Below are 26,602 nucleotides of genomic sequence, written 5' to 3'. Positions count from 1 at the left end.
TACTACCGCACGCCGTTGAATGCCCACCCACTTATCGATCACTTTGAAAGCTTCCTTCCGATGAGCGACACGGAAAAGCAATTGATTGAGAGCAGGGTCGCCCGAAGGATCGTTAAAAGGAAAGAGGAAATTTTGCGGGCTGGCCATCCTTGCAGGCATTATAGCTTTGTGGCTGAAGGTTGCCTGAGGATGTACGTGATGGATGCAAAGGGTGCTAGTCACAACATTCAATTCGCTGCTGAAGGTGACTGGATCGCCGATATCGGAGGCTTTCATTCAGGGAAACCCAGCCAGGCTTTTATCGAAGCCGTGGAGCCATCCATTGTGTTTGCCATCGAAAAAGAGGATTTATACCACCTCTATCGGTCCATACCCAAACTGGATCGTATTTTCAAAGTTATCATAGAGAACAAATTTGTAGAGCTACAGAACAGGGTGCTTCAAAACATCAGTTCCACTGCGCATGAGCGTTACCAATCCTTTGTAGAGCAGTACCCGAAGCTGGTGCAGCGGCTTCCCAATACACAAATCGCCTCCTACCTGGGCATCACGCCGGAGTTTCTGAGCAAGGTGCGGAAAGACCTGTCCAGCATCTGATGCTTGCCATTTCTTAACATAGTTTAAGGGTAAACGAGTTTTAATTGTCGGAATTTTGTGTCTGATGTTTCACACTAAACGCACAAAACATGAAATCACTTTTCGTTCTATATACTATGATGGCCAGTAAATTGAGAGGGTAATGAAAAAGAGAGTATCGATAGCCATAGCTTACGGGGCATTTATTTTTGCAGCGAATGCCCAAATTATCAAATTTGAAGGCAGGGAGCTAGAACCTGTGAATGTGAACGCTTCTGTTGTCAGACTAAATGGCGAACAAGCCTTGAAGATAGAGCGTGATATGAAGGCGCTGCCCCTTGATTTCGACAATATGATTTCAACTGTAGACGAACCTACCTTCTTGAAATTATCAGACACTGATTTCAGCGACGGCACTATCGAAGTGAAAGTACTCAGCCGCTTGTTGCCAGAAGCACCACCATTTGCCAGGGGATTTATTGGTGTTGCTTTTCGGATTGGGGATGATAATTCGGTTTTTGAGTCCATTTACATCCGGCCAACTAATGGCCGGGTAGAAGACCAACAAAGGCGCAATCACACTGTACAATATTTCTCTTATCCAGGCTACAAATTCGCAGAGCTCAGAAAACCCGAGTACGGCGGCCAGTACGAAACCTATGCCGATATCGGACTGAACGAATGGATTACCATGCGTATTGAAGTCGTTGGTAGCCAGGCAAAGCTCTACCTCAATGATCAGCAGTATCCTTCTTTTGTGGTCAACAGCATGCTGGGCAAACCAACCCATGGGGCTGTTGGATTGTGGGTGGAAGTAGGTACCGAGGGTTATTTCAAAGACATTAAGGTGTCGAAATAAAAACCGTCCGTTCAACAAACTGCCTGCCTGGAACTTGTCGAACCAGAGGGGCGGTCAGCATTTTGTAGCTAAACACCGGAATATCTTTTACCAATTAACCAACCGACCATGACTGTAAGAATGCTATTGTTTGTTTTGATTATGACCACTTTTCATAGCCTGGTGAAGGCACAAAAAGAGGATTCTACAGGTCACGCTATGGAGTTTGCAGGCTCAGTCAATATCAATAACAACGGCATTGCTCTGGTTCCCACTTTTTCCCTTGGAAAGCCATCGGCAATTATCGAGTTATCGGCAAAAAAGAATCGTTTCTCCTTTATTCCACAGCTTAGATACAACCTGAAAGATCGTCAACCCTGGAATTTCATTTTTTGGGGGAGGTACAAAATGATTGATACGAACAAGCTGAAGGTGTCGGTGGGCAGTTTTTCTTCCATTGTATTCAGGGATGGTACCGCTGTTTCGAATGGCATTGCAACAGAATCTTTGACGGCAAGCAGATTACTGATAGGCGAATTGATTCCCTCGTATCAGTTCTCGCCAAAAGTGAGTGTAGGGCTGTACTATATGTTTGCAAAGGCCCTGGATACTACCGTCAACGACCTCCATTTGGTAAGCCTGAACAGTACTTTTTCAAAGATAAACCTGACCAAAGGATTTCTACTTACAGTTAAACCACAAGTGTACTATTTAGGGATACCCGAATTAGATCAGCAGGGGTTGTACGGAAACGCTAGTTTAGCATTATCGAAAAAAGAGATTCCCGTAAGTATCACCTCCATGTTTAACAAGGCAATAAGTTCAAACCTGGTGGCAAAAGACTTTGTATGGAACGTTGGAATCACTTATTCATTTTAATGTTTTAGATCAGTGTACAGTTCTGACTTCATCATCATATAGGCCATGCGTTTGATCTCGAATCATTGTTTCGGAGCAACTCCTAAATCAACAGAAGCATGAAAGCAGCAGTCATATTCCAACCAGGCCCTCCTGAAAATTTTGTGGCCGAAGAAAGGCCAACGCCGAAGCCCGGAGCCAATCAGGTGCTTGTTGCCATAAAAGCCTTTGGACTCAATCGGTCGGAACTGATGACCCGCAAGGGTTTTTCGCCATCGGTTCGGTTTCCTCGTGTGTTGGGGATTGAATGCGTTGGCGAAGTAATGGAAGATCCCTCTGGTGAATTTCAGAAAGGCCAGCAGGTTGCTGCCTGCATGGGTGAAATGGGCAGGGCTTATGATGGAAGCTATGCCGAATACGCTGTGCTGCCGAAGTCCAACCTTTTTTCATTTTCAAGCACCTTACCATGGGAACAACTGGGTGCCATCCCCGAAATGTTCCACACTGTTCACGGCTCTCTGCATTCAGCTTTACAGATCAAAAAGGGAGAGATACTTTTGATCAGGGGAGGTACTTCATCTATAGGCTTGCTGGCTGTACAGGTGGCCAATAATGCGGGGCTGACAGTAATTGCCACCACCAGGAATCCAAAAAAGAAGCAGCTGCTGTTTGACAATGGAGCTACTCACGTGATTATCGACGATGGCGCCATTAATGAAGCTGTCAGAAAACTCTTTCCCGAAGGAGTGCACAGGGCACTGGAATTGGTGGGAGCGACCACTTTGAGAGATACGCTCGCCTGCGTTAGGCCTCAGGGTATTGCCTGCATGACGGGCATGCTGTCAGAGCAATGGTCGATAAAAGAATTTGCACCCATGGACTATGTGCCAGCTACTGTTTGCCTGACCACTTTCGACAGCGGACAACTGCTAAGTTCTAAGGAGGCCTTTCAGGCTTTTATAAAAGACGTCGAAACTGGCGCTGTCCGCCTCCCCGTTGGCAAAGTGTTCAGGCTTGATCAGATCATAGAAGCCCATCAATTGATGGAAAGCAATGGGGCAGGGGGCAAAATTGTGGTTCTGCCATAAGTAAGCAGCATCGTCATTGAAGCCAGAAGCGATGAGTTGCTACCCATCGGCGTCATTCAAACTTTTCTGAATTTCAGCGGACTGGTCTCCGTATGCTTCTTGAAGAAGTTGTTGAAGTGCGTTACTTCTTTGAAGCCTAACGAAAAGGCGATCTCAGAAACACTCCAGGCGCTATGCCTCAGTAGCACCATTGCTTCCTGTAGGAGCCGGTCGGCAATGACTTGTGAAGTGGTTTTCTGCGTGGTTTCTTTCACTGCCCGATTGAGGTGGTTCACATGCACGTTGAGCTGATCGGCAAATTCGGAGGCAGTACGCAGGCTAATCGACAGGTGAGAATCGTCGATAGGGAACTGGCGCTCCAGCAGCTCAGTGAACAACATTGAGATTCTGTTGGAAGCATTGAGCGGTTGTGCATCTATTTGCGAGATGGGTTGAAGCTTCAAGGCAAAGTGCAGCAGCTCGAAGATCAGGTTCCTTATCGCATCGTATTTGTACTTATAGTCGGAGTTGAACTCACTGCGGATTCGTTCAAACACACCGCTGACCTGCTCAGCTTGCTCATCTGTTAGCTCAAAAATGTGGTCGCTGTTGGGTTGAAATACCTCATAATGCGCAAATTGACCGAACTGAGTAAAAAAGGTGGGATTGAAAATGCAATACACTCCACCACCTAGCTTGTCGAGATGCTCCCATTTATAGGGTATTTTTGGGTTAGAGAACGACAGCGCCTGCTTTTTTACCTCCACCACTTTGTCGGCATAATGCACCCTGCCGCTTCCCTTCACCAACATGATCTTATAGAAATCCCGCCTGCGGTAGGGGATAGCCGTTGCTTTGCCTGCCACGAAAGGCTCGAGGTCGAACATATTGAAATGCCCGATATCCTTCCGGATGTTCTCAGGCAGCCATTCAAACTTGCGGCGATAAAATTCTTCTAAACTCTCTGAATTTTCCATGGTTCGCAGATTACAAAATTCGAACAGACTGAGCTTTTTTCATCATATCAACATGTCTAATGTTTCTCAGCATATTCTTTGGCAAAAGTGTAAATCAAGCTAATATTCCAAATAAAGTCTTTGCCAGCCAGCTCGGTGTCGATCGATCTGCTCATGATCGATTGAAGTGACAAGGGGAAATTGTTCAGCGCCAGACTGAAGGTGGAGCTGGCATAGTAGCCCCGTTTGTCGTCCATTTGCAGGTAATAGAGCTGCGGACTGGCGCCGAACAAAAGTTTAGGCCCAAGCCTTACTTCTGAGAAACTGGCCTGAGTAGCAAAGAAATAGGTATTCTGAGTTCCCTCAGACTGAAAGCCGTGTGCCTGCAAATAGTATAGCCCGACAGTAACTTTCTTGTTGATGGTGTATCGTGGCACAATTTCGCCTGCAGCAAATTGTCGGCTGATCATAAGGGTAGTAGGCACCCCGTTTACCGGATAATCGTCAAACTGGAAGGTGAATGCCGGATGTGCTCCCACATGCAGCTTGAATTTGTCTCCGGTAATTATTTTGTATCTCCACCAAAAGATGAACGACCATGGCCTGCCTGTCATGGCAAACCTGAGCTGTGGTTCAAAGCTTAATCGCTTTTTTCCCACATTCATATCAAAAATGAAGGCTGGCTTACCCAGGGAGAATGCAGGAAGGAGGGAAATGCCGTTGTTGGTGGCGGTTACGGCGCCGCTCAAATGGCCAACGCTATTTGTGCTGTCGGCCTCCTGTGCATAGGCCATCCGACTTGAAACAACGAGGAGTATGATAACAAAGGCGACGGTGAAAGTCCGCAGATCAAAATACTCGATCCCTGAGGTTTTCTTGAGGTAGATAGAATGCATTGGCAGGATAGGTGTGTTGGTAATTGTCTGATGCAAAGGTAGTTCAAACCTGGAGCACCGGATAATGCAAATCAAAGCAATAGTTACGAAAATCAAACAACAAGGAGATAAATGATTCCTGGCTGTGAGACCGGTCAGGATATTGTTGGCCAGAGCTCCCTCGTTAGCTGATACACCTTGCAATGGCTGGTGTCGAAGGCCCGGTCTTCCACAAACTGAAAGCCGAGGCGCTCATAAAAGCGGATAGCAGCGACATTGCTCGCCAGTGGGTCGATCAGAATGGCCGTTACTTCGGGATGATCGAAACAACGGTTGATGGCCTGCTTCATCATTTCGGTGCCGTGTCCCTTGCCGAGATCGGCCTGCTCACCTATCCAAATGTCAATGGCCCGAAGGCTGGGCTGCACATCGCCCCAATAGTGTGATTCTTCCTTTTCAGGATCGATAATTTGAATAAAACCAATGGGCCTGCCGTCAAGCTCTGCAATGAGCTGCTCCCGCCAGGGAGGCGTTTTCTTCAGCTCGCTTGCCCATTCCCACTCATCGTCGGGGTCGGAGGCTATTACATGCGGTTGTTCATCCCAGTGCAGCAGGAGCGGGAGGTCTTGTATGGTGGCTGTTCTGAGCTTTATATGGCCTCTTTCAGTCATTTTACAGTGATTTCTTTACTCTTGTTGACACCTATACTTTTGGTTCGGGAACCGGTTGATCCGGCGAGGCTTCATGGGGTGTTCACTCAATGTGCCCCCGGGCTAGTAACTATGAGCATATTATCTGTAAGCAACTTTATTGATGTAAAACACCTGCCGGTAGTAGGCTACTTCTTCGCTATGCAGGTTTTCAATGTCCCGAATCCCATAAGTGTAAAAGGTCGTGCCAAACCACCTGCTCAAGTTTCCTACTTGATTTCTTCCACCCCACGACTCATCATCTTCAAAGGTCAGGGAGATGTCGTTGAAGGTTTTGCCCTCAATGATTTTGTCTTCCTTTAGCACTTTTGAGCGGATGGTATTGTCGTAAAGGTATAAAAGGACTGTTTCGTCGCCCTTGGTGCCTACGTGCACCAGGTCTCTGGCTCCAAAGGTGGTGACATCGTTGATCTCGAACGAGCTGTCCCAGAGGAAATTGCCCAGGCGATCAAATGTCATCACCACAGCATGGGTGTAGTGGTATCCGAAGGAGTAGCTGGGGTAGTAGGCTTCACCAAAGACGGTGTAGTAGTTGCCATTTGGGATAATATCATGCAAGAGTAGCCGATAGTGGAATCGTGGTTGCTGGCCCAGGACTTTTTTCTGGTTGGCCCTCTCTCTGATGCGCCTTTCTCTTCCAGTCGACAAATAGGAAAAAAAGTGATCAAGTTCACTGTAGTCGAAGTAGTCGATGCGCTGCTGGCTGCTGTTGCTCAACCTGGCGATATAAAGGCCGCTCGAATAGGTTAGTCGTTGATGTGCATAGGTGCCGGCCACAAACTGGCGATCCAGCTCTGGGTTGGTGGGTGCTCCGTTTAGCAAGCTCTTCGATTCATCTGGTTCCAGGTGAATATTGCGCATCATGTCGCCGCCCTCGGAAAAAGACCTGACAGAGACCGTCGTTCGAAAATCTGGCATGCGCTCGCTCATGGTCACCGTGAAAATCCTTAGCCTGTCGTCGGTAGTAATTCTAAGAATCTCGCCGTAGTCGTTATAAAGGCCCGGAATGATCTGTGGTAATTTATCGATAAGGTTATACCTGAAAATAAATGGCTTGTAGTCAGTGTACACACCCATTAACAGTGTGTTGCCCACCACATGAAATTGCGTGGGAACCATTGGTATCACCGTATTGATGTAGAACCGGGACGTGTCGCCATTTTCCAGGTTGATTCTCAACAACACCAACTCCTCCTGCTTGTATTCTTTTTCTCTGATCAGGTAATTGATAAATCCCGGCTGGTAGTCGTAGTCGGTAATGCGGCTGCCGAATGGCAAATGCATGTCTTTTTGCCAAACAGTGCCCAGTGCGGTATCGAGCCTTATAAACTCCCAACTGTACCCATCCTTATCTTTATGCTCTGTTTTGTGGCAAATGAAAAGCCCCTCTTTTTCGCATCCGGTGACGATATAGTCCTGGTAGTTGGCATTGGCAATTTCGAATTCAATTCTCCCTGGTTGTTCAATTCGGCTGCTAACCTGTTTTTGTTTTTTTAGGGGAAAAAGCTGCGCCATAGCCACAGCGAATGGGCAGAGACAAAAAATAGCGAACAAGAGCAGTTTGTTCATCCAAAAGTAGGTTTTTCAGCCCGTTAGCATGAGTGAATGAGATAATAAGTTCACTTAATAGCGGGTAAAAGTCAAGCTTTTCCATATTCTTTTAAAGGGAAAGACTGGCCTACGTCTATCCCAGCAGCTCCAGCACAGTTTGCCAAACTTCGTCGCTGACGGGTATCCCATCTTTGAGATTGCTGGCCCTGGTTTGCAATGCCCGTTCCCCAGGGTAGAAGGTGCTGTTACCCGGCTGCATAGGTTCCACATTGTGCGTGTAGTCGATGATTTCGTTGAGGAGTTTTTCCTGCAGACTTTTGTCGTTGAATACTTCAGGGTAGATGCACAGAAACACCTGCGAAATGCCAATTTCATACTCCCTCAGGCTTACCCTGTAGGTGGAATCTCCTGCCGACAGCAGTGTGGCCAGCATGTCAAGGATCATCGACATCGCAGATCCCTTCCAGTAGCCTATGGGCAACCCACGTTCCTTTGCCAGGATTTTTTCAGGGTCGTTCGATAGGTCGTCATTGTCGTCCCAGCCTCCGGGAAACGGTAGCTTCTCGCCTTTGAGTTTGTAGTCGTTGATTTTGCCGAAAGCAAACTGAGACAAGGCCATGTCCAGCACCACGTGCCCCTGCTGTCGTGGTATGGACACGACGAAGGGATTGTTACCTGTTCGGCTGTCTCTACCGCCCCAGGGAGGCATGTTGGGCTGCGTATTGGTAAAGAGAATAGAAATGCAACCGGCTTCCGCAGCCTGCCAGCCGTAGGTGCCCCCTCGCATCCAGTGATTGGTGTTGCGCAACGCTACCAGCCCCATGCCATGTAGCTTGGCCAGCTCAATGGCCCGATTCGTGCACTTTGTCGCATTAATGACGCCGGAACCAAAGTGACCATCCCACCTTTCGATGCTGCCAAAAGTTTCCGCTTTTTCGGCTTCGGCGTCCACTTTTATCAGCCCTTTTTCTATATAGTTGATGAAAAGGGGCACCCGGTTGATGCCATGTGAGTTGACGCCGGAGAGTGTGCTGTCGGTATGCGCCTTCGCCAGAACAAGGGCTTTTTCTTCCGAAAATTGGTATTTGATAAACAGCTGGTAGAGCACTTCCTGCATTTGCCCTGATGGTATGCGCATAGCTTTTTCTGACTTTTGTTAGCGTTGAACCCAGGGCTTTGAAACATCCGAAAACCCTGAGATTGCAGCACCCAAGATACAATTCCTGGCCCCTTTTAGTAAAATATAGTAACGACAAAAAGACTTTTGTCGCTATCTTCCGCCCTTCAAAATAAGACTAATCTAATTAACCCAAGATGAAACGATTACTTCCGCTCATGCTGGCAGCTGCGCTAGCTATTGGTTTTGGCACCGCCAACGCTCAGAAATCCAAGAAAAAGAACAAAGGCAAAGACACGGAAAAGGTGGCGCCCGCCAAAAAGGACGATGACAAAGACAAGGGCCCGAAGCCTTATGCAAAGTTCATCGACAGCACTTTTACCACAAGTAAAGGTTTGATGACTGTTCACCAGAAGAAAGACAAGTATTACTTCGAAATTCCAGAGGCGCTTTTCGGCAAGGAGCTGATGGCGATTACCCGCTACACAAAAACTGCCGCTGGCGGCGATGTGTTTGGTGGTGAAGAGGTAAACGAGCAAGTAGTAAGGTGGGAAAAAGGCCCCGACGACAACATCCTGCTGCGCTCCATTACCTATGTGATGATGAGCCCCGACAGCCTGAGTCCCATGTTTCGTGCCGTGGACAACTCCAATGCAGCGCCTATCATTGGCGCATTCAAAATAGAAGCACTGAAGAAAGATTCTGTCTATGTAATTGATGTGACATCGACTTTTGATGGCGACAATCAAGCCTTTTCGGTTGACCCGAGAACGAAGCAGGAATACAATATCTCCAGCCTCAAAAAAGAAGCCTCGTTCATTGAAAGAATATCGACTTACCCGACCAATACAGAAATTCGCACGATAAAGACCTTCGGCGTCAATCCACCCAAGCGGGAGTCGGGGCCGTCGACAGGGCCACGCACCACCTATTTCCCGGCCTCGGTGGGGGTGGGAGTGGTCACGCTTGAATTGAACACCTCGTTTGTACTGCTGCCTTCCAACCCTATGCGGAAGCGACCATTCGATTACAGGGTTGGTTATTTCTACAACCAGTACTCGCTGTTTGAAGAGGAGTCGCAAAAGGCCGATGAGGATATTTTCGCAGTTCGCTGGAGACTGGAACCAAAAAATGCCGACGATGCAGCCAGGCAGAAGAATGGCGAGTTGATTGAACCAAAAAAGCCCATTGTCTATTACATCGACCCTGCCACGCCAGAGAAATGGCGTCCATTCCTTAAGCAGGGCGTCGACGACTGGAATATTGCTTTTGAGGCTGCCGGGTGGAAAAATGCCATCAGGGGAGAATACTGGCCCGAAGACGACTCGACAATGAGCCTGGAGGACGCCCGCTACTCGGTGATCAGGTATTTTGCCGCCGATATCCAGAATGCCTATGGCCCTAATGTGCACGACCCACGGACGGGCGAAATCATCGAAAGCCATATTGGGTGGTACCACAATGTGATGCGCCTGCTGCGCAACTGGTACATGATACAAGCGGCGGCGGTCGATCCAGACGCACGCTCCAAAGAGTTTTCCGATGAGCTGATGGGGCAGCTGGTTCGCTTCGTGTCGTCACATGAAGTGGGACATACACTAGGCCTCCGCCACAACATGGGCGCCAGCTCCGCCACGCCGGTGGAGAAGCTGAGAGACAAAGATTGGGTAGTGCAAAACGGCCATACCTCGTCCATCATGGATTACGCCCGGTTCAACTACGTGGCGCAGCCTGGTGATGGGGTCACGGATTTGTTCCCCAGAATAGGTGACTACGACGTTTGGGCGATCAAGTGGGGCTATAGCTACTTCGGCGACGACATAACAGAGGAGCAGGCAAAGGCGACGCTTAACACATGGACTAAAGAAGCCTATAAAAACCGCAGGCTGTGGTTTGGCACGGAAATAAGTCCTTATGATCCCCGCTACCAGACAGAAGACCTGGGCGACAATGCCATGAAGGCGTCGGATTACGGCATTGAGAACCTGAAAAGACTGATGCCATCGCTCATTGAATGGAGCGCTGAGGATGGAGAGGCTTATAAGGAACTGGAAGAAATTTACAGGAACGTGCTGAGCCAGTACCGTCGCTACATGGGCCATGTGATCAAGAACGTTGGTGGTATTTACGATTCGCCGAAAACCTACGACATGGAAGGTCCTGTGTACGAAGTGGTGCCAAAGGCGCTGCAAAAAGACGCCATCAACTTCCTGAGCAAACAACTGTTTACTACGCCCACCTGGCTGATGGATCAGTCGGTGCTGAACAAAATCAAGCCGGAGTCTGGCGTGGAGTCGCTGTCGGCGCTGCAGGAGTACGGCGTTACAAGACTGCTGGAAGGCGACAGGCTGGTGCGGTTGATTGAAACCAGCGCTCAGAGCCCTAACAACTATTCTGTGAATGACCTGTTCACCGATCTTTCTGCCAGCATTTTGTCGGAGGTTCGGTCACGCAGCAACATCACGGTCAATCGTCGTAATCTGCAGAAGATTTATGTTGACGAGCTGATCAAGCTGCTGGAGCCGGGTGATGTGACTGTTCGCTCTATCCCCAATGGCGCTGGCTATGCTTTCGATACCCGCAAGGTTGACCTGGATCAGACTGATGTGCCTTCGCTGGCGAGGGGACATTTGGAGCGCATCAAAGGATGGCTAAGCTCAGCGGCTACCGGTTCTGCGGATCAGGTAAGCAAATACCACATGGCTGACTTGAGGAAACGCATTGAGCAGGCGCTGGATCCGAGGTAATTCTTACAGAATGAACTAAAGGAAACAGCATCAGGAAGCGGCAGGGACAGGCTTTATTTGTATTGTAGCTCTTCGGAATTTATAATTCCGCAGGTGTATCGTAGGATTTTCAATCCGCATACGGTAAATTATTTCTATGGGTTTTGCCTATACAATCAAAGAGCAGGGTGCTGCTCATTTTGTGACTTTCACAGTCCATCAGTGGGTCGATGTTTTTACCCGGAAGGAGTATGTTGATCTGCTTCTCGAAAGTTTGAAGTATTGTCAGGTGAACAAAGGTTTAGAAGTTTTTGGTTGGGTGATAATGAGCAACCATTGTCACTTAATAATTCGAGCCCGAAATCTGAACTTGAGCGATGTTATCCGTGATCTTAAGAAATTTACTGCTAAGGCTATTTATAAAGCAATTGAATCGAATCCCAAGGAAAGTAGAAGAGGCTGGCTTCTTAGGGTCTTAAGCCATAACGGAAAGATATGGTTCTGGGAAGAGGGCTATCATGGCGAAGAGATAACATCACAAAATTTCTTTGATACGAAGCTTCGTTATTTACATCAAAACCCGGTTAAGGCAGGTATTGTAGAAAAGGAAGAGGAGTACCTGCATAGTAGTTGTCGAGATTATTATGGAATAAGGGAAGAGGGCATTCCGCTCGTACATTTTGGGTAAAAAACTTCCTTATTTAAGTTTCATAATCGGGTCACAGACCCTGCGATAGGGCTTCGGAATTGCAAATTCCGAAGAGCGTGAGTATTGAGCAGGCGCTGGATCCGAGGTAGAACTCATGACAATTTGTAAGGTAACTCAGAGGGCTTTCCATGGAAGGCCCTTTGAAGCCGCCACAGCAAGAGGCAGGCAAGCGTGCTGATATGGTCAGTAGTCAATAATGGATGTGGGGCCGCTAGGGTAGTAGTCCAGCGGCAGGGCATTGGCCATTAGTTCCCATGTCCAGTAGCCCTGGCAATAGATGTCCTTCGATGAAAAGAACTGGCCGTCGGATTGCACACTGACGGAAGGCTTAAGTAGCGTCAAAAAAGACGTAAGCGGCCTGTCGTAGCCAACTTGTGAGGAGGCCCGTCTTGCCCGCTGGTACTTGTACGATTCTTTTTTGCCAACGTACCTCACTTCCAATATTTTGTCGAACGACAGCAAAGGTAGTTCTGGCGTAGAGTTGACAGTGTCCATGATCGACGAGTAGCGCTGGGTGTAGAATTCCGCATGTTTTTTATTGAAAACCTGCGGGTAGGTAACGGTGGTGTCACCCACGGCGGCCACCTGCCTTACTTCCTGTTTGAGGTTCACTTCTTCCTCAATCGACCTCAGCACAAACCCTTCTTCCACAAGCCTTTTGCTATGAAAAGCCCTCATAAAGTGCATCATCGACCCCTTATAGGCTTCCTCCCTTGCCTGTAGCCAGGCTGTTTTTTGCTCTTCGCTTTCTGGTGTCATCTCTTTGAATGCCGGGTAGCCATCATAATTGATCCGGTAGTGAGCCATGTCAAAGTCGAAATACTCCAGGTAGTAATGGATCACGTACCCCAGCGCCTTGTTTTCGATGACGACAGGCTCAGTGGCATGGGCGCTCAGCTTGTTACCTGATTTGTCAAAGTGCAGCACCTCAGGATTGGTAATGGTGCATGCTGCAGCAAACTCGCCTTCTCCTACAAAGTATTTAGTGAACAGGGCCAGGTGGTGCAGCCACTGCTGTTTTTTGGGGCGGCGTTCCTGCACAGTTACTTCTTCAAGAAAATTGGGGTCGGGCTTGAGGACAAGTCGGTAGGCACTGACCCCCTCAATCGGTATTTCTACTGTAAGGTTTTCATACCCAACATAACTCACCATGAGCGTAAAGCGGCCGGCTGGCACTCCCTTCAGCGTAAACTTACCCTCCACATCTGTCGATGTTCCTATAGTGGTGTTCACCAGCAGCACATTGGCTCCAGGCAGTGGAGCCTGCTCCTCGCCGCTTAGTACTATCCCACTGATTTGCTGGCCAAAAGACATATTGGGGAAGGCAAGGCTCCAAATAAACCCGCAAATCCAAATGAGGTTCTTCATCTTTTCTTTGCATGTATTTTCCCCGCTTTTTTAAGGAGGCCGGCATCGGCTTTTTCGAACTTCAATAACTTAATGGCCCTGTTAATGACCTCGCTGAACCGTAGGTGCAGGGTGGGTTTGGTGATGTTGTGTGCCGTCACTTTGGCAGGATCATCTTCGCCAGTGCTGCGCACAGTCAGGTCAATAAAACCCAGCTCGCCGAGTTCAATATGGTTGTGGTCTTGAAGCAGATACACGATGGTTTCCTGCAGGGCCATGGTCAACCGTTTATAGTCGGAGCGGTGGATGCCGTAGGTGCTTTGCAGGTGCTCCATTACGTCGGCTTCGGTGGCTTTTCTGCGAGGCAGCAGGGCGGGGTGGTAGGTGGGGGTACCGCCGCCGAGTTTGCCGGGCTCGCCTTTTTCGGTGACATAGAAGGGGATGGTTGACATAGGTTTTTAGTTTGTTGTTATCAATCTTAAGTTTTGACCTCTAGCGTCGCCATCTAGCAGCCACAGCTAAGAAAAACCGTGTCCTGCCCTTGAAGCCCGTAGTAGGGCATTTCCCATCGTATATAAGATGAAGGATCGTTGAAAAACTGTCCCTCGTACAAAATATCCAAGTCATCGTCTTTATCCAGGTCAAGGATCATAGCTGGTAAATCTGGTAGGTTTGTTACGAACAACGGCGCATCTTCTCTGGTGACGTTCCAAAGCCTGACATTGTGATAGCTCACCTCGCCACAGGCACTCTCATAATGGGAGGAGACTAAAAACTTCAATCCATTGGCAGTGAACAAAAGCAAATCCGACTGATCGATGCTGTCAAGCATGGAAGAGTACTTTGCTTTCAAGTCAATGTCTCTAATTTCTTGTTTGGTAAAAATGATCGGCTCAGTATCCGATACATATGCCCATTGCCCTCTTTCAATATCTGATTCTCCTTCGGCACTCAAATGGAGAGACGAACGAAAGTCGGTAAACTTTGAGTCTCCCCCACGCCAATCGTACCTGATATCAAATATGCCCGCTGGCAAAAATATCCCAGGCAAGCTGTCTACTAGTTCTTCCCTGACCGTTCTGAATTCATCGGTGAAGCCATTGGAGAGTCGATCAGAACTAATATTACCCAACATGACCTTTCTATCTAGTAAGCTCAAAAGGGTGTCAGGTAAGTCAGCTTGATTAATGGCATGTTGGTGAATTTTTACACACAAACCATATTCACTAGAGAAGTCAGCGCATTTTTTGGTGGTCTTTATAATATCTGCTGGTTCGAAAGATTGATTTAAAAAGATGTTGGTTCCCTCACGGATGTAGAAATTGCGATGTGCCAGGGCATCGTAGGTATCATTGCTGGTGGCCATTACCCTGGAAGTCAGCATTTCTTCACTAACGATTTTCAGCTTTCCATCCACGCTGTCGATTTTTACTAGTTTTGGTCCGTAATCACTAAAGCTGCCACTTTGCCAAAGCTGCTGAAAGTTGACCCGGTACGGCGCTTGATGATAATTGATGAGCAGATAGCGTGCTTCAACATTCATTTCCTTCTGAAACATGCGCTCCCTGTCTTTCAGCCAGCCTTTGACGTCGTACTTGTATTCGTTGGCACCTGCTCTTTTCACTCCTGAAAACGAGGCTGCATAGAAGGATTTGTATTTTTCGAAATCTCCCTGATTTTGTGACTTTACCCAATCCTGGATCACATTGAATAGCTCCTCTTCGATATTACTTACTGCGGCTGAGGCAACCTCTGCGACGGCCGTTTCGGGATTTCTTGCCTCTGTTGATCGGGGGCTAGTTCCACAGGAGAATATGATCAGGGTAATAAACCCAGCAGCAACAAAATTGGTGAATCTTCTCATTTCAGTATATATGACAGTAATGGTGGCAATGTTTGGTAATAAATATATGAAAGGATTTACATTATCTGCCCAGCCTTTTCGCAATCTATTTGCCTAGTTGGGCCAAAAGGAGGGCGTTAATCTGCGATTGAGCAATGCAGGGTATATGTTAAAGGCTTAAACGGGTTGGGGTAAAGGGCTTGTGTGAGTAGGTGACAAGCGCTTATCACATATACAGCAAAGGCGTTAAAAGAGTCGAGACAAAGGCTTATCAGAGGTGAGTAAACGGCTTAACAGGAGGCTACGGTGCGCACCATACATAGTCAGTGGTGGGCAGCATAGATAGTGAGTGGTGCGCAGCATAGAGGGTTTTGATGCGCTGCAAAGAAATCAGTGGAGAAAAGCAGCGAAATGTTTGTCTCCTGTAGTAATGTACGAAAAATAGGAGAGAAAGATGAGGGAGATTTGGCTTTTGTCGACGCTTTTGTTATTGCAAGCCTGCTCTCTCTGAACACGATTTTTTCAGTGAATACTCTCAAGTATCTGAGTAATATCCAAAATCTCTAAGAGTCCAAAAATGAGGCTACACAAGCCAATGGCAACGAGAAGCCTGGGTAAAATCTCAATCATAATAGTCGAATCAATTTCAATATTGCTAGGGTCGTCCGGGTCGTAGATAATGTCCACTTTCCCACCTTCAGCTCTTTTGGGCTTGAAGCCAATCGTCAATTGCTGCGTGACCGATTCTTGTTTGTCTGTCAAGAATTGGACGACAGGGTAGTACACACCGCCCTGCCTGCTAGGCTCAAAATGGTTACCCACTATCGTTGACTCAACCTTTTTGCCGTTGTTCAACAGGTGGTAGGACTTCTGCCAGTAGAGGGCACCTCCCGCCAAAAGAGCGAATGAAACAGCAAGGATGATGAGTTCGATAAACATTGGGTTGGGTTTCTGGAGTTGTTACAATATTGAATGCACGGATAGATTTGAAATCCATCGCTATTTGTTATTTACTATATTTATTTGCAGAAATCTAAGTGATTAAATTCTCGGTATTTCAACCACTCTTGCAGGGTAGTTCGTGCTCTGCATTTCTGTTAAGGTTTGAATGATGGAGAATTTAGCAATGTTGGATTTAAAATCTTGGACATTTTGAGCTACTTTTTTATCAACTCGGTTATGACAAAATGCTATTACAAAAATGATCTCTTTAGTAAATTTCAAATGAAAGTCATCCCTAGAGATCTGGTTATAAAAAAAGTTTTCGCTAACTGAATAGCGATCGTAGATACTATTGATGAATTTTTTATCAGATTTTATATCGTTCCAAAGGCGATTTGCGGAAATCGAGACTTGGTTTGTGACATCCCTTATCTTAGCATCAAAGCCTTCTTTTACGTGAATCAAATAAGTGGTACTTTCGGTTTCATACAAAAGATCACATAATTCAATATTCTGACCTAGAATTTTGTCGAGGACTAAAAAGCTATCGTCTGTTAGGTATTTCAAGTTATATTCTCCCTCGTCCATTCCCAAGGGCCAGGGCTTGTCTAAAGGATTAGGGGTTAATTCATTCACTGAAAGGATAGAAGCACATTGGTTGTTGATTGTTTCAATGAAGTCACCTCGTACTTGATACCAGATCGTGTCAATCAAAAAGTATGGACTGCCACCAATGGCAATTTCACAGGTTAGATGATTTATAAACATTGCCTCAGTTTTCTTTACCTCTCCAACGAAGCCCCTAATTCTTACTCCAGAAAGGTGTCTAATAAAACTCCAAGCATCCTGTGGATCAACAATTGAGTAGAGGTACTTTAGTACAGAAGAATACAATTTTGTTCTATCACGAGTCTCATAAAATGGTTTTTTTGAATTCTTTGTGTAGGCTGCATATATATCACATTCGTAAAATATCTGCAATTTTTGGGGGTGAACAAAATCGTAATCTAGGTTATTTGAAGTGCTTGACCCCGGCGTATTTTGTCTCACCATATCATTTCTTAGGTGATCATAAAGGGCCATTTCTAGATTCTCCTTGCAGAACTTAAAGTCTCTGACTCTGTCAAATCGGCTTAGTGGTTTCCCTGTTCCAATTTTTTGGATCTCAACAATCTTTACGATCAGACTATGAGTTTGCTCAAAAGAAAGTCGCCATTTTAAACAAAAAGACGACCCAATTTCCAAGTAGATGTTTTCATCTTGATCGAAGTTAATAAAATCAAAAACCGAATCTTTTAGGTCTTGCCGTAATACCAAGTAAAATTTATTAGGGACTCGTCCAATTGATAGTGAGTCTGAAAGTTTTTGCTCATTTCTATATGTTCGCTGCTCTGACGTTAAATTTCCCGTTATTCCTCTCGACATTTGCGAGTGCACTATGTCATTTTCGGGATCGGCAATTTTTTCGTACAAATCTAACCCAAACGAATGGTTGATATATTTTTTTATAACAGAGATTCCTTTACCTCCAATTAGAGCAAAAATTTCTGAATCAATAACAATGAAAAGAGCAAAGGAGCTACTTTGAATGCTGAAGTCATGCTCCTGGGTCATTTCTTTGGGAAGAAATTTTTTCCAAATCGACTGTTTATCAACCTCGTTAAAAACGTACAAAAAATATGTAATTTGATCTTTAACTAGGCTTGACCTCTGATCCTCTACATCATACGGAGATTCAAATCTTTCTTTGTGGTCATTAATTATATGATCAACTTTTTCTTGCGAGGTGATTTTATCATTAAGCTCGTGAAAGCTAGTATTTATTTGATACACTTTGATGTCGTGATTACTTGAATGTATCATACTAGCTAAGTAATTTAATTAATACGCTGAACTTTTAGATGCCAATGCTATTTTTTTCTTTAAAAGGATATTATTTATATATATTCAGATAATTTTTTTCCCTACATAAATGTACACTTTATCAAGTACATATCCTATGGGCACGTATTGGCTCGGTGTAGCCTCTGCGAATCAATGAAACTGTAAAACTTTTTTCATTATATCGGCAAAATCGAAACTAATAATTACCTTTGACGTAAACCATTGTCATGAAAGGAACTTCCATAGGAGAATTTGAAGAGCTCTGCCTGCTGGCGGTGGGGGTGCTGTACCCCGAGGCTTATGGCCTGTCGATCAAAGATGAAATAGAAAACCGTACCGGGCGCTCGGCTACCATCAGCACCGTGCACTCCACGCTGATCCGGCTGCAGGAGAAAGGCTTTCTACAATCTGAAATGGGCGGAGCCACTGAGGAGAGAGGAGGGCGTACGAAGAGGCTTTTCGAATTAACAGCTTATGGCAAAAACGTAATCAACGAGGCCAGAGAGTTGAGGAATGGGATGTGGAGTGATATTCCGAAGGTGATTTGGGAGGGGGGGAAGTGAGGAGACGGAAGTTTGAAGACCGAAGACGGGAGATAGCTGCGGAGGCGTCGGTACGGTGGGGATGGTAAGTGGGCAGGGAGCCTTCAGCCGCCGGGTTGGTAGAAGAAGTTGAGAGTGGGGGGAATGGTAACTGAGTGAGGAGACGGGAGACGGAAGTTTGAAGACCGAAGACGGGAGACGGAAGTGAAGGGTGGGAGAGTGACTCTGGGTTTCAAGCCCTGCAGGGGCGTAATAAAAAAAGGATGGCGGTGAAGCCCCATCCTTGAGATGTGTGAAGCCCGGTGTGAAGACACAGCCGGGAGCAAAGAGTTTGAAACAGTGAAGGCAAGGAGACGATAACGGTAACACCCGGTGTCTGACGGCTCTTTCAGGGTGGCTAGTTGGCCGTGCCGACACCTAACGAACCTGGTTTCGACTGCCTTTACGGGGTAGCCGATCCGGTACCTGATTTCAAGCCCTGAGCCGGGCACCCCTAAGCCGGGCACCCCTAAGCCGGGCACCCCTAAGCCGGGCGCCCCTAAGCCGGGCGCCCCTAAGCCGGGCGCCCCTGAAGGGGCGAAATAGAATAAGGACGGCGGTGAAGCCCCATCCTTGAGATGCGTGAAAGCCCGGCGTGAAGACACAACCGGGAACAAAATTGGTTACAAGAGAAAGTCGGACTGTCGGACAGTCAGAGAGTCGGACAGTCAGAGAGTCTCTAACGCAGTAAAGTAAACAAGACTGAGAGACTGAAGACTTTGCGCCTTAGTGCTTCCCCCTCACGGGGATTTGCGAGACACAAAAAAATGAGCCTGCGGGAAAATAAAAAGCATGAAACAACAACAACCACCTCAATGGATCAATCGCCTGCTCGACTGGTACTGCAGTGGGGAATACGCCAACGAGATTCGTGGCGATTTGCTCGAGCTGTTTGACCGCTGGGTGGAGGAAAATGGAGCGAGGAAGGCTAGTTGGCTATATGTAGTCAACGGGCTCATGTTCCTGAGAATGTACAATGCACGAATAAGGAAAACTCAAATAAAGACTAATCAAATGACTATGATCACCCATTACCTCAAAATCGCCGGCCGCAACATGGCCCGCCAAAAGCTGTATACACTGGCTAACATCGTTGGCTTATCTGTTGGTATCGCCGTTAGCTTGATGATCTTCCTGCATGTGGACAAAGAGCTGAGCTTTGATAAAGCCTATCCCAAGCATGACAATATCTACCGCCTGGCCGCTACCACCTGGGCCAAGTCGTCGCCTACCCAGGGAGAGGCTTTTAAAGCCTATATGCCGGAGGTGAAGGAGTTTTGCCGCTTTGCAGACTTTGGCGGGGAGCTTACTGTGCTCAATGTGGGCGAAGACTTCTTCGACGTAGAGCATGTGTACCTGGCCGATCAATCAGCCATTGATATGTTTGACTACCAGTTTGTAAACGGCACTGCCGAAGGCGCCCTCACCCGGCCCGGCACCACTCTTCTTACCGAGTCGCTGGCGAAAAAAGTGTTTGGAACAGACAACCCGGTTGGCCAAACCATCGAGCTGAATGAGAGCGATAAGTTTGAAGTGACCGGCGTGATCAAAGACCTGCCAGCCAACTCTCATATTAAAGCCGAGCTACTGGTTTCCATGCCCACTTTTATGAAATGGGTAGATGCCGACTGGTACAGTAACAAAGGCTGGATGGTTATGTACACCTATGTGTTGTTCGACAACCAGCAGCAAGCCGAAAGCGCCATGACCAAAATGCTCGACTTTCAAATCGACTACAGGCAAATTACAGAAGAAGGAATGGCAGAGGTAAAGGCGGAAAATTTCTTCTACGAGCTTATGCCGCTGACCGACATCCACCTGCAGTCAAACAAGATTCAGGAGATGGGCCCTAACTCCAGCGCTACTTATATCTATATTTTCATCACGCTGGCAGTGTTCATTACTATCATCGCCTGCGTCAACTTTGTCAATATCTTCGTCACCATCTCCATGCGCCGCATCAAGGAGATAGGCATGCGCAAGGTGATGGGTGCCAAACGGGGACAGCTATTGCAGCAGTTCCTTGGCGAGAGCATGCTTACGTCGGCGCTGTCGGCGCTCGTAGCTTTGGTGCTTTGCGCCATTGCTATGCCGTTTTACAATTCCCTGGCGGGCTCAGGCATTGAGGCCGTACAACTGCTGGAGCTGAAATACCTGGCCTTTGTGGCGGGCATTGTGTTGTTGATTGGCCTGCTGGCCGGGGCGTACCCTGCGCTGGTGGTGTCCGGTTTTACGGCAACCAAAGCCCTTTCCGCCAAGCGGGATGCCCGCACCAGTGGTGTATCGGGTTTCCGCAAAGGGCTGGTGGTGTTCCAGTTTGTGCTGTCGCTGTTCATTATCATCAGCACGGTAGCGGTAACGGAGCAAATGAACTTTGTGCGAGACAAAGACCTGGGCTTTTCCGCCAGTCATGTGGTGGCAGTGAAAACCTACGGCAAAATGAAAGAGCAGCTGGTGGAAAACAGGGAGAGCCTGTTTGCCCGGCTGAAGCAAAACCCCGCCATTGAGGATGTGAGCCTGTCGTCGAACCTGATGGGTGACCAGCTGAGTGTGGAGGGCTTCCGTCTGGCCTCCATGGATCCGGATGCCGACTATCCTTCGGTCAATGTGCTGCGGGTAGATGAGGGCTTTCTCAGCACCCTGGACATTGAGCTGCTGTCGGGGCGCACATTTCAGCCGAAAGCTGACACGGGAGGTGTCTACATCATCAACAAAAAGCTGGCTGACCTGTGGGGGATAGAAAACCCCGTGGGAGAAATGGCCGAGCAAATGACAAGGAATGAGCGAGGGCCTATTATCGGCATGATCGACGATATTCATTACTACTCCCTACACAGGGAGGTAGAACCGCTGGTGATCGAGTACAAACCGTGGTGGACAGGCTATATGCTGGTGGAAATAGACGCAGAGAATGTGCCACAGACGGTGGCTTACCTCGAAAATTTTGTGCAGGAGGTAGCGCCAGCCAGCATCTTCCATTACCGCTTTCTCGACGACCGCATCGATGCACTCTACAAAGAGGAGTACAGCATGTTCAAAATCTTCAGAGTATTTTCAGTGCTGGCGATCATGATTTCCTGCATTGGCTTGCTGGGGCTGGCCGCTATTGAAGTGCAGCGCCGTACCAAAGAGATTGGGATCCGCAAGGTGCTGGGAGCCAGCAACCAGGGCATTTTGGGGCTGCTGAGCCGCCAGTTTGTGGTGATGGTGGGTATTGCCATAGTAGTGACTGTTCCTTTGAGCATCTATGCCATCGGCGAATGGTTGGCCAACTTTGAGTACCACATCATACCCGGGGCTTTGACGTATGTGCTGCCATCCGTGTTTTTCATCATGCTGGCGTTTGCCATGGTGGGTTTGCAGGCGTTCAGGGCGGCAACGGCGAACCCATCGGATAGTTTGAGGTATGAGTAAGGGGGAGAGCGGGAGAGCTAGGAGTGCGAAAGTGAATTGAGTTGCACAATCGGACAGTCAGACAGTCCGACAATCAGATACTACCTGTAGTTGGGCGTGTCCAAAAGTCTTATTTTTTTGGGGAAGCCACCCAGCCCTTCGATTTAAACACTGCCCAAATGGCCATGGAGTGCCCGTGGCCAAGCTCATAGGTCTGTTTTAACCAGCTGACCAAATCAGTGGCTTTCATATCAGGCAACAGTAAGCCGTCGCCCTCCAGCTCTTTCTTAAAATCTTCGGGGCTCTTGCTCGTTTTGGTTTTGATATTGTCGATATAAGCTTGAAATGACATATTATTAGTTTTTCTTATTCTTTTGAATCTTTTGAAGCATTTCTATATCTGCCTGATCCTGTGGACGTCCGGTATTCAATTTCGACAAGATGAGGTGGTTGAGGTGCAGAAAGGGAATCGTTATGTCGTCCAGATTGGCCAGTACTTTTTCTCTATTCGCTGTTTCGTAGTCAATAAGGTTGATTTTGGTAAGAAAATCGATCCGCTCTGGTACGTCACCAATCTTAAAGAAAACTGTCTTGGCGAAATCTAATTGGTTCAGTTCCCCCAGGGAGTCTTCTTCTATGCCATACCATCTGAGTGCCTGTAGCAGTTTGGCTTTATTGACATTATCGGGCTTTAGCCAAATGTCGATATCGCCGGTTGTTCTAGCATATCCGTGAAAAATGACGGAGTAGCCACCAATAATGATAAAATCTACTTCAGCCTTTCTTAGCAGTTGGAGTAACTTTTGATGCGACTCTACAAAAAGATTCATTCGTTCCTGGTGATCTCAACCCTCGTAGGATGCCCCCTTTTCGAAAGCTGGGCCCTTGTGATCCCATAAGCTCTCAGTGTTAAGTCAACCGTGTTTTTGATTCGCTCATATGGAGAGGTAGCAGCCATTTCCTGGATGTCGGATTCGTTCATTTGCTCGAATGAGTCCATAATGGTGATTCGCTTTTTCTTTTGAGTAGAGGTTGGCATTTGTTCTTTTAGAGATATTTGTCTTTCTGATTGCGGCTATTGATCATGATCTCAAATAACCCTGCTCATCTCTTTCTAATGCAATTTAAGGTTTTGAATGGAAGTTTGGTTAAAACCATAGGTTAATTATGGATTCGCTGAGGTATGAGTAGTCTGGTGTGAGGGTAAATCCAGGGACAATCCCGACTACGCTAAAGCTTCGGCGGACGACCCACCTTCGCTAAAGCTTCGGCCGACCAGAAAGATTGTGTGCATCCTTGGTGTCTTCGTGCCTTTGTGGCCATGAAGCTCCTTTTGAGGAATAGTAAATGGCGGAAGTATGGAGACGGAAAACCGTAGCCCCCCGGTGTCTGACGGCTCTTTCAGAGAGGCTAATTGGCCGTGCCGACACCTGACGACTACAGGCCTTGTATGTTGTAGCCGTGCCGATAGCTACCTTTCAAGCCCTAAGCCGGGCACCCCTAAGCCGGGCACCCCTAAGCCGGGCACCCCTGAGCCAGCCCCATCCTGCCAAGCGGTCTTGCCGACACCTGCGTTTCAATCCCTGATCCAAACCAAATTTACTGGTGTGCGGCTTTCTTTAGTAGCCAGGTCTTTGAATCCGCTCATCATTTTCATAGGGCCGTCGATGGTGAAGGTATCTTCCAGCAATGAAGGAAAATGGCTGGGATTGGTACGGTAGGTGTAGGTTACGTGAGTTGAAAACTCTCCATTTTTGGAGAAGCTCCATTCCCGTTCAGGTACGTTCACTCTGGTCATAGAAGTGGGTGCTTTTTCTTCAGGCGACGACCGGAGGTTCACTGTCACAGTTTTGAAGTCGGGCGTGTGTTCGAAAGTAGCCAGGGTTACCATGTCACGGTTGGGAATCGGCCATGGCAAATCGATCACCTGATAGAAGACAAGTAACTTTTCGTGGTGATATTTTATAAGCTCGCTGCTCTTCATACCATCCATGAAGTCGGTATGGAATTCGTTATTGTACAGGATGTTGACGCATGTTTTGACGCTGGCCGGTACTGTGAAAACGGCCATGAAATTCCTCAGTGTGTCGCATTTTTGGTCTGACTCGTAGAGCGTAATGCCGTTAAGTTCCTCCAGCACAGTCCACCGAGGCTGGGAATGGCAGGTAAAACCGATAAGAAAAAGTGTTGTAAGCAGACTATAAAAAAAATATCTAAGCATTATATGTCAGTATTGTATCTCAGCATTGCAGCATCAAGATACAAAATTCAAAATAAAAAAGGCACGCTCAAAATGAGGTGCCTTTTCCCCAAACCTACTCTAAAACCACTCAAAACATTTTCTTATGTACTTTGTTGGCATTCCAAAACTTTGGATAAAACCTGATCAGGTCCCACCACCAAATGAAAGTCAGGGCCAGTCCCTGAAACATCAGCTTCGGTCTTTTCAGGTACTTAAACCTTGTTTTGAAGTAATACCATTGTGTCTTTACCATTACCTCCCAGTAGATGATTTGCCAGGGTGAGGTGCCTCTGTTTTTCCGGTAGCTTTCCGGGTCCTTGTAGAATAGGCGGAACTCACTCTCCATGATCTTCATCCTTTTGGAAACCTTCGTAAAGGTGTCCATGCGGGGTGGGTGATATACAAGCATATCAGCGCAGAATCCAATCTCTCCGGTTTTTTGTATTCTCCAGGCCAGGTCGGCGTCTTCGTTGTGCGGAAAAGGAAATTCCGTATCGAATCCGTCAATGGCGTCTAGAGCACTCTTCAGGTAGGCAGCGTTACAGGTAGGAACGCTTTTGTTGCCCTGCGTATTATCTATCTGGTGTGTGAGAGGCGTAATTTTGTCTTTATCAGTAAAAGTGCTTCCCTGCAAACCCACTATGTTGCTATTCTTAAATTGAGCATCAATCGTACATAGCCAGTTTTGTGAAGGAATGCAGTCGTCGTCAGTGAAGGCGACTATTCTTCCTTTTGCATACTGAATCCCTAGATTCCGTGCCGCAGCCGGCCCCTGGTTTTGTTGGTTGAAGAATCTTAGGCCTATGGTGCCAAAAACCGAATATTCTTCAAGCAATTCAACCGTTCCGTCGGTGGAGCCATCGTTGATCACAATCACCTCGTAAGACAGATGGCAGAAGTTCTGGCGGCTAAGTGCATCCAGGGTTTCTTTTAGAGAATCCTTTCTGTTATAGGTCGCAATTATTACCGAAATATCCATAGCTAAATTCTTTTATGTCTTAGAGTGAAGACGGCATATCCGGCAGTCGTTATTAGCTTCTTCATTTGATCACCTCCGTCGTTTTTATGGGTGCCTCTGACTTTTTCAGCAGCCCGAGCACTTTTCCGGTGCTTTTCAGGTAGATACCCGGAATTTTTGCAAATGTGGAAACGATGCTGATGTCAGCCTCTTTTTTGAGTATTGTTCCAATCCAGATAAATCCTCCCAGCTCAGTAACGGCCATAGAAAGCGGGGCGCCCATCAGGCCAATGACGCTCATGAGCAGGTAGCCAATGCCGATATTCAATATGCTGTTAACCAGCACAATGCGGAATGCCATCTGAGGTTTTCCCATGGCAGTCACCATGCTGCCAAAGGCTGCGCCAAAAGGCGTTATGATGGTAGCCAGCAGAAGGTAAATGGCTAGTATGGACCAGGATTGTCTATATTCTGGACCACTCACCAATTCCAGAATAAAAGGCGATAAGAAAACGCCAGTTATTGCAAATGGAATGGTGAAGGCCAGAAGCTGGGCAATAGAATCTTCGAATGTGTGTTTGGCTGCTTTCAGGTCGCCTTTGTTCACATGCATTACCAGGCTGGGAAAAAGGATAGACTGGAAGGCGTTGTTGGGCAAAAGAGCGATTTGGGAAAAGCGTTGTGATACCCCAAGGAAAGCCGTTTGCTGCAGGCTAAGGAGCGCACTGGAGTAAAACAGGCTAATTCTTGATGATACCGCTGAGGTAGCTTCCCGCAGCATGGCAAAAAAACCAAAATGACGAATAAGCTTCAGATTTTCCTTTGCCGTGGTCGCCTTGATGATTTGCCTGTAAGGAAGGAAGAATGAGGCAAAAATGCCGCCTGCAATGCTCCCGGCTCCCATAGTAGGCACGAGGTAAATGACTTCCGCTTTGTTCAGGTAGAGTAGAACGAACAAAACGATGATGGTGCAAAGGTTAAGTAGATTAGTAATAAATATCTCTTTGATCTGCAATTGGCTTCTCAGGTAAAATACCTGCCAGCGAAACCATGCATTCGGAATAGCATACAAGGGGTAGAAGAGGAGGAACTTGCCAAGGATTGTGCCCAGAAATAAACTTACCACAACGATGACGAGGCTTGTAACCAATTCAAAAGAGATCATCACCGTAAGGTTGGTCTTTAGCGAGCTGTGGGCTGAGCTACCAGTTATGCCAGCGGTGCTTTTCACCATGGCCGACTGAATGAGGGCATCTCTGAGGCTGCCTGCCATAGCAAATATGGCGATGAACAGGAACCAGGCTCCTGTGTCTTCGGTACTATACATCCGGGTGATGGCTGCGACCAGGCCTATGCCCAGAGCAAACTCAATCCCGTTGTTTAGTAGTGACCATATTTTGTTTCTGAATGAAATCATTAGCAAGTAAGC

Annotated in this window: 25 protein-coding genes; 8 read left to right on the top strand and 17 right to left on the bottom strand. The window is 47.2% G+C overall.

The window, feature by feature from the left end; translation table 11 throughout:
• Positions 1 to 60 precede the first annotated feature (60 nt).
• From RT717_RS14625 to RT717_RS14610, 4 genes are all read left to right on the top strand, one after another.
• Complete coding sequence (locus RT717_RS14625) at positions 61 to 597, top strand: Crp/Fnr family transcriptional regulator (protein WP_317487125.1); 537 nt, start codon at positions 61 to 63, stop codon at positions 595 to 597.
• A 142-nt stretch (positions 598 to 739) separates the two neighbouring features.
• Complete coding sequence (locus RT717_RS14620) at positions 740 to 1,435, top strand: family 16 glycoside hydrolase (protein ID WP_317487124.1); 696 nt, start codon at positions 740 to 742, stop codon at positions 1,433 to 1,435.
• A gap of 108 nt (positions 1,436 to 1,543) precedes the next feature.
• Entirely contained in the window at positions 1,544 to 2,293 is a 750-nt protein-coding gene (locus tag RT717_RS14615; RefSeq protein ID WP_317487123.1) for a hypothetical protein, read from the top strand.
• Between the two features lie 98 nt (positions 2,294 to 2,391).
• A complete protein-coding gene (locus RT717_RS14610; RefSeq protein ID WP_317487122.1) occupies positions 2,392 to 3,360 on the top strand; it encodes a zinc-binding alcohol dehydrogenase family protein in 969 nt (322 codons plus the stop codon).
• A gap of 56 nt (positions 3,361 to 3,416) precedes the next feature.
• Here the strand turns inward: RT717_RS14610 and RT717_RS14605 are convergent, their stop codons facing one another.
• The 5 genes from RT717_RS14605 to yiaK all read right to left on the bottom strand — a co-directional run bounded on the left by RT717_RS14605 (position 3,417) and on the right by yiaK (position 8,569).
• The gene (locus tag RT717_RS14605) at positions 3,417 to 4,316 is read right to left on the bottom strand and encodes a helix-turn-helix domain-containing protein (RefSeq protein ID WP_317487121.1); all 900 of its coding nucleotides are present in this window, start codon (positions 4,314 to 4,316) and stop codon (positions 3,417 to 3,419) included.
• Between the two features lie 56 nt (positions 4,317 to 4,372).
• On the bottom strand, positions 4,373 to 5,191 hold the full coding sequence (locus RT717_RS14600; protein ID WP_317487120.1) for a hypothetical protein: 819 nt from the start codon (positions 5,189 to 5,191) through the stop codon (positions 4,373 to 4,375).
• Positions 5,192 to 5,325: 134 nt separating this feature from the next.
• Complete coding sequence (locus tag RT717_RS14595; protein WP_317487119.1) at positions 5,326 to 5,841, bottom strand: GNAT family N-acetyltransferase; 516 nt, start codon at positions 5,839 to 5,841, stop codon at positions 5,326 to 5,328.
• Between the two features lie 120 nt (positions 5,842 to 5,961).
• The gene (locus RT717_RS14590; RefSeq protein WP_317487118.1) at positions 5,962 to 7,449 is read right to left on the bottom strand and encodes a hypothetical protein; all 1,488 of its coding nucleotides are present in this window, start codon (positions 7,447 to 7,449) and stop codon (positions 5,962 to 5,964) included.
• 115 nt (positions 7,450 to 7,564) lie between these two features.
• Positions 7,565 to 8,569, bottom strand: a complete 1,005-nt coding sequence (gene yiaK, locus RT717_RS14585) for a 3-dehydro-L-gulonate 2-dehydrogenase (protein ID WP_317487117.1) — start codon at positions 8,567 to 8,569, stop codon at positions 7,565 to 7,567.
• A gap of 176 nt (positions 8,570 to 8,745) precedes the next feature.
• Here yiaK and RT717_RS14580 point away from each other — a divergent pair, with 176 nt between their 5' ends.
• Complete coding sequence (locus tag RT717_RS14580) at positions 8,746 to 11,295, top strand: zinc-dependent metalloprotease (RefSeq protein ID WP_317487116.1); 2,550 nt, start codon at positions 8,746 to 8,748, stop codon at positions 11,293 to 11,295.
• Between the two features lie 136 nt (positions 11,296 to 11,431).
• Positions 11,432 to 11,962, top strand: coding sequence for an REP-associated tyrosine transposase (locus RT717_RS14575; protein WP_317487115.1), 531 nt, complete (start codon positions 11,432 to 11,434; stop codon positions 11,960 to 11,962).
• Positions 11,963 to 12,166: 204 nt separating this feature from the next.
• Here RT717_RS14575 and RT717_RS14570 read toward each other — a convergent pair whose 3' ends face one another.
• From RT717_RS14570 to RT717_RS14550, 5 genes are all read right to left on the bottom strand, one after another.
• The gene (locus RT717_RS14570; protein WP_317487114.1) at positions 12,167 to 13,351 is read right to left on the bottom strand and encodes a carboxypeptidase-like regulatory domain-containing protein; all 1,185 of its coding nucleotides are present in this window, start codon (positions 13,349 to 13,351) and stop codon (positions 12,167 to 12,169) included.
• On the bottom strand, positions 13,348 to 13,782 hold the full coding sequence (locus tag RT717_RS14565; protein WP_317487113.1) for an HU family DNA-binding protein: 435 nt from the start codon (positions 13,780 to 13,782) through the stop codon (positions 13,348 to 13,350). The genes RT717_RS14570 and RT717_RS14565 overlap by 4 nt, the downstream gene beginning before the upstream one ends.
• Positions 13,783 to 13,835: 53 nt before the next feature.
• The gene (locus RT717_RS14560; protein ID WP_317487112.1) at positions 13,836 to 15,194 is read right to left on the bottom strand and encodes a L,D-transpeptidase Cds6 family protein; all 1,359 of its coding nucleotides are present in this window, start codon (positions 15,192 to 15,194) and stop codon (positions 13,836 to 13,838) included.
• A 501-nt stretch (positions 15,195 to 15,695) separates the two neighbouring features.
• Positions 15,696 to 16,112 carry a DUF3592 domain-containing protein gene (locus tag RT717_RS14555; RefSeq protein WP_317487111.1) on the bottom strand — a complete coding sequence of 139 codons (417 nt, stop codon included), beginning with the start codon at positions 16,110 to 16,112 and terminating at the stop codon, positions 15,696 to 15,698.
• 102 nt (positions 16,113 to 16,214) lie between these two features.
• A complete protein-coding gene (locus RT717_RS14550) occupies positions 16,215 to 17,978 on the bottom strand; it encodes a DUF6119 family protein (protein WP_317487110.1) in 1,764 nt (587 codons plus the stop codon).
• Between the two features lie 248 nt (positions 17,979 to 18,226).
• On the opposite strand from RT717_RS14550, the gene RT717_RS14545 reads away from it, so the two are divergent.
• Entirely contained in the window at positions 18,227 to 18,562 is a 336-nt protein-coding gene (locus tag RT717_RS14545) for a PadR family transcriptional regulator (RefSeq protein ID WP_317487109.1), read from the top strand.
• A gap of 450 nt (positions 18,563 to 19,012) precedes the next feature.
• On the opposite strand, the gene RT717_RS28505 is transcribed toward RT717_RS14545, so the two are convergent.
• Positions 19,013 to 19,129 (bottom strand): pentapeptide repeat-containing protein, encoded by a 117-nt coding sequence (locus tag RT717_RS28505; RefSeq protein ID WP_394854135.1) that lies wholly within the window; start codon positions 19,127 to 19,129, stop codon positions 19,013 to 19,015.
• Positions 19,130 to 19,372: 243 nt separating this feature from the next.
• Between RT717_RS28505 and RT717_RS14540 the strand changes: the two genes are divergently transcribed.
• Positions 19,373 to 21,994, top strand: coding sequence for an ABC transporter permease (locus RT717_RS14540; RefSeq protein WP_317487108.1), 2,622 nt, complete (start codon positions 19,373 to 19,375; stop codon positions 21,992 to 21,994).
• Between the two features lie 109 nt (positions 21,995 to 22,103).
• Here RT717_RS14540 and RT717_RS14535 read toward each other — a convergent pair whose 3' ends face one another.
• The 6 genes from RT717_RS14535 to RT717_RS14510 all read right to left on the bottom strand — a co-directional run bounded on the left by RT717_RS14535 (position 22,104) and on the right by RT717_RS14510 (position 26,590).
• Complete coding sequence (locus tag RT717_RS14535) at positions 22,104 to 22,325, bottom strand: DUF4287 domain-containing protein (RefSeq protein ID WP_317487107.1); 222 nt, start codon at positions 22,323 to 22,325, stop codon at positions 22,104 to 22,106.
• Positions 22,326 to 22,329: 4 nt separating this feature from the next.
• Positions 22,330 to 22,803, bottom strand: a complete 474-nt coding sequence (locus RT717_RS14530) for a nucleotidyltransferase (protein ID WP_317487106.1) — start codon at positions 22,801 to 22,803, stop codon at positions 22,330 to 22,332.
• Positions 22,800 to 23,012 (bottom strand): hypothetical protein, encoded by a 213-nt coding sequence (locus RT717_RS14525; RefSeq protein WP_317487105.1) that lies wholly within the window; start codon positions 23,010 to 23,012, stop codon positions 22,800 to 22,802. The genes RT717_RS14530 and RT717_RS14525 overlap by 4 nt, the downstream gene beginning before the upstream one ends.
• Before the next feature lie 537 nt (positions 23,013 to 23,549).
• Positions 23,550 to 24,194, bottom strand: a complete 645-nt coding sequence (locus tag RT717_RS14520) for an SRPBCC family protein (RefSeq protein WP_317487104.1) — start codon at positions 24,192 to 24,194, stop codon at positions 23,550 to 23,552.
• A 109-nt stretch (positions 24,195 to 24,303) separates the two neighbouring features.
• Complete coding sequence (locus RT717_RS14515) at positions 24,304 to 25,194, bottom strand: glycosyltransferase family 2 protein (RefSeq protein ID WP_317487103.1); 891 nt, start codon at positions 25,192 to 25,194, stop codon at positions 24,304 to 24,306.
• A gap of 61 nt (positions 25,195 to 25,255) precedes the next feature.
• On the bottom strand, positions 25,256 to 26,590 hold the full coding sequence (locus RT717_RS14510; protein WP_317487102.1) for a lipopolysaccharide biosynthesis protein: 1,335 nt from the start codon (positions 26,588 to 26,590) through the stop codon (positions 25,256 to 25,258).
• Positions 26,591 to 26,602 lie beyond the last annotated feature (12 nt).

It is taken from the genome of Imperialibacter roseus, from assembly GCF_032999765.1.
Taxonomy (GTDB): domain Bacteria; phylum Bacteroidota; class Bacteroidia; order Cytophagales; family Cyclobacteriaceae; genus Imperialibacter; species Imperialibacter roseus.
Note: the sequence above shows the minus strand (reverse complement) of the source record. Positions and strands in the feature narration are given on the sequence as shown.

Bases quoted from the DNA above. Each gene is read 5' to 3' on its own strand.
- RT717_RS14625 (WP_317487125.1), top strand. From the start codon at position 61: ATGAGCGACACGGAAAAGCAATTGATTGAGAGCAGGGTCGCCCGAAGG.
- RT717_RS14620 (WP_317487124.1), top strand. From the start codon at position 740: ATGAAAAAGAGAGTATCGATAGCCATAGCTTACGGGGCATTTATTTTT.
- RT717_RS14615 (WP_317487123.1), top strand. From the start codon at position 1,544: ATGACTGTAAGAATGCTATTGTTTGTTTTGATTATGACCACTTTTCAT.
- RT717_RS14610 (WP_317487122.1), top strand. From the start codon at position 2,392: ATGAAAGCAGCAGTCATATTCCAACCAGGCCCTCCTGAAAATTTTGTG.
- RT717_RS14605 (WP_317487121.1), bottom strand. From the start codon at position 4,316: ATGGAAAATTCAGAGAGTTTAGAAGAATTTTATCGCCGCAAGTTTGAA.
- RT717_RS14600 (WP_317487120.1), bottom strand. From the start codon at position 5,191: ATGCATTCTATCTACCTCAAGAAAACCTCAGGGATCGAGTATTTTGAT.
- RT717_RS14595 (WP_317487119.1), bottom strand. From the start codon at position 5,841: ATGACTGAAAGAGGCCATATAAAGCTCAGAACAGCCACCATACAAGAC.
- RT717_RS14590 (WP_317487118.1), bottom strand. From the start codon at position 7,449: ATGAACAAACTGCTCTTGTTCGCTATTTTTTGTCTCTGCCCATTCGCT.
- yiaK (WP_317487117.1), bottom strand. From the start codon at position 8,569: ATGCGCATACCATCAGGGCAAATGCAGGAAGTGCTCTACCAGCTGTTT.
- RT717_RS14580 (WP_317487116.1), top strand. From the start codon at position 8,746: ATGAAACGATTACTTCCGCTCATGCTGGCAGCTGCGCTAGCTATTGGT.
- RT717_RS14575 (WP_317487115.1), top strand. From the start codon at position 11,432: ATGGGTTTTGCCTATACAATCAAAGAGCAGGGTGCTGCTCATTTTGTG.
- RT717_RS14570 (WP_317487114.1), bottom strand. From the start codon at position 13,351: ATGAAGAACCTCATTTGGATTTGCGGGTTTATTTGGAGCCTTGCCTTC.
- RT717_RS14565 (WP_317487113.1), bottom strand. From the start codon at position 13,782: ATGTCAACCATCCCCTTCTATGTCACCGAAAAAGGCGAGCCCGGCAAA.
- RT717_RS14560 (WP_317487112.1), bottom strand. From the start codon at position 15,194: ATGAGAAGATTCACCAATTTTGTTGCTGCTGGGTTTATTACCCTGATC.
- RT717_RS14555 (WP_317487111.1), bottom strand. From the start codon at position 16,112: ATGTTTATCGAACTCATCATCCTTGCTGTTTCATTCGCTCTTTTGGCG.
- RT717_RS14550 (WP_317487110.1), bottom strand. From the start codon at position 17,978: ATGATACATTCAAGTAATCACGACATCAAAGTGTATCAAATAAATACT.
- RT717_RS14545 (WP_317487109.1), top strand. From the start codon at position 18,227: ATGAAAGGAACTTCCATAGGAGAATTTGAAGAGCTCTGCCTGCTGGCG.
- RT717_RS14540 (WP_317487108.1), top strand. From the start codon at position 19,373: ATGAAACAACAACAACCACCTCAATGGATCAATCGCCTGCTCGACTGG.
- RT717_RS14535 (WP_317487107.1), bottom strand. From the start codon at position 22,325: ATGTCATTTCAAGCTTATATCGACAATATCAAAACCAAAACGAGCAAG.
- RT717_RS14530 (WP_317487106.1), bottom strand. From the start codon at position 22,803: ATGAATCTTTTTGTAGAGTCGCATCAAAAGTTACTCCAACTGCTAAGA.
- RT717_RS14525 (WP_317487105.1), bottom strand. From the start codon at position 23,012: ATGCCAACCTCTACTCAAAAGAAAAAGCGAATCACCATTATGGACTCA.
- RT717_RS14520 (WP_317487104.1), bottom strand. From the start codon at position 24,194: ATGCTTAGATATTTTTTTTATAGTCTGCTTACAACACTTTTTCTTATC.
- RT717_RS14515 (WP_317487103.1), bottom strand. From the start codon at position 25,194: ATGGATATTTCGGTAATAATTGCGACCTATAACAGAAAGGATTCTCTA.
- RT717_RS14510 (WP_317487102.1), bottom strand. From the start codon at position 26,590: ATGATTTCATTCAGAAACAAAATATGGTCACTACTAAACAACGGGATT.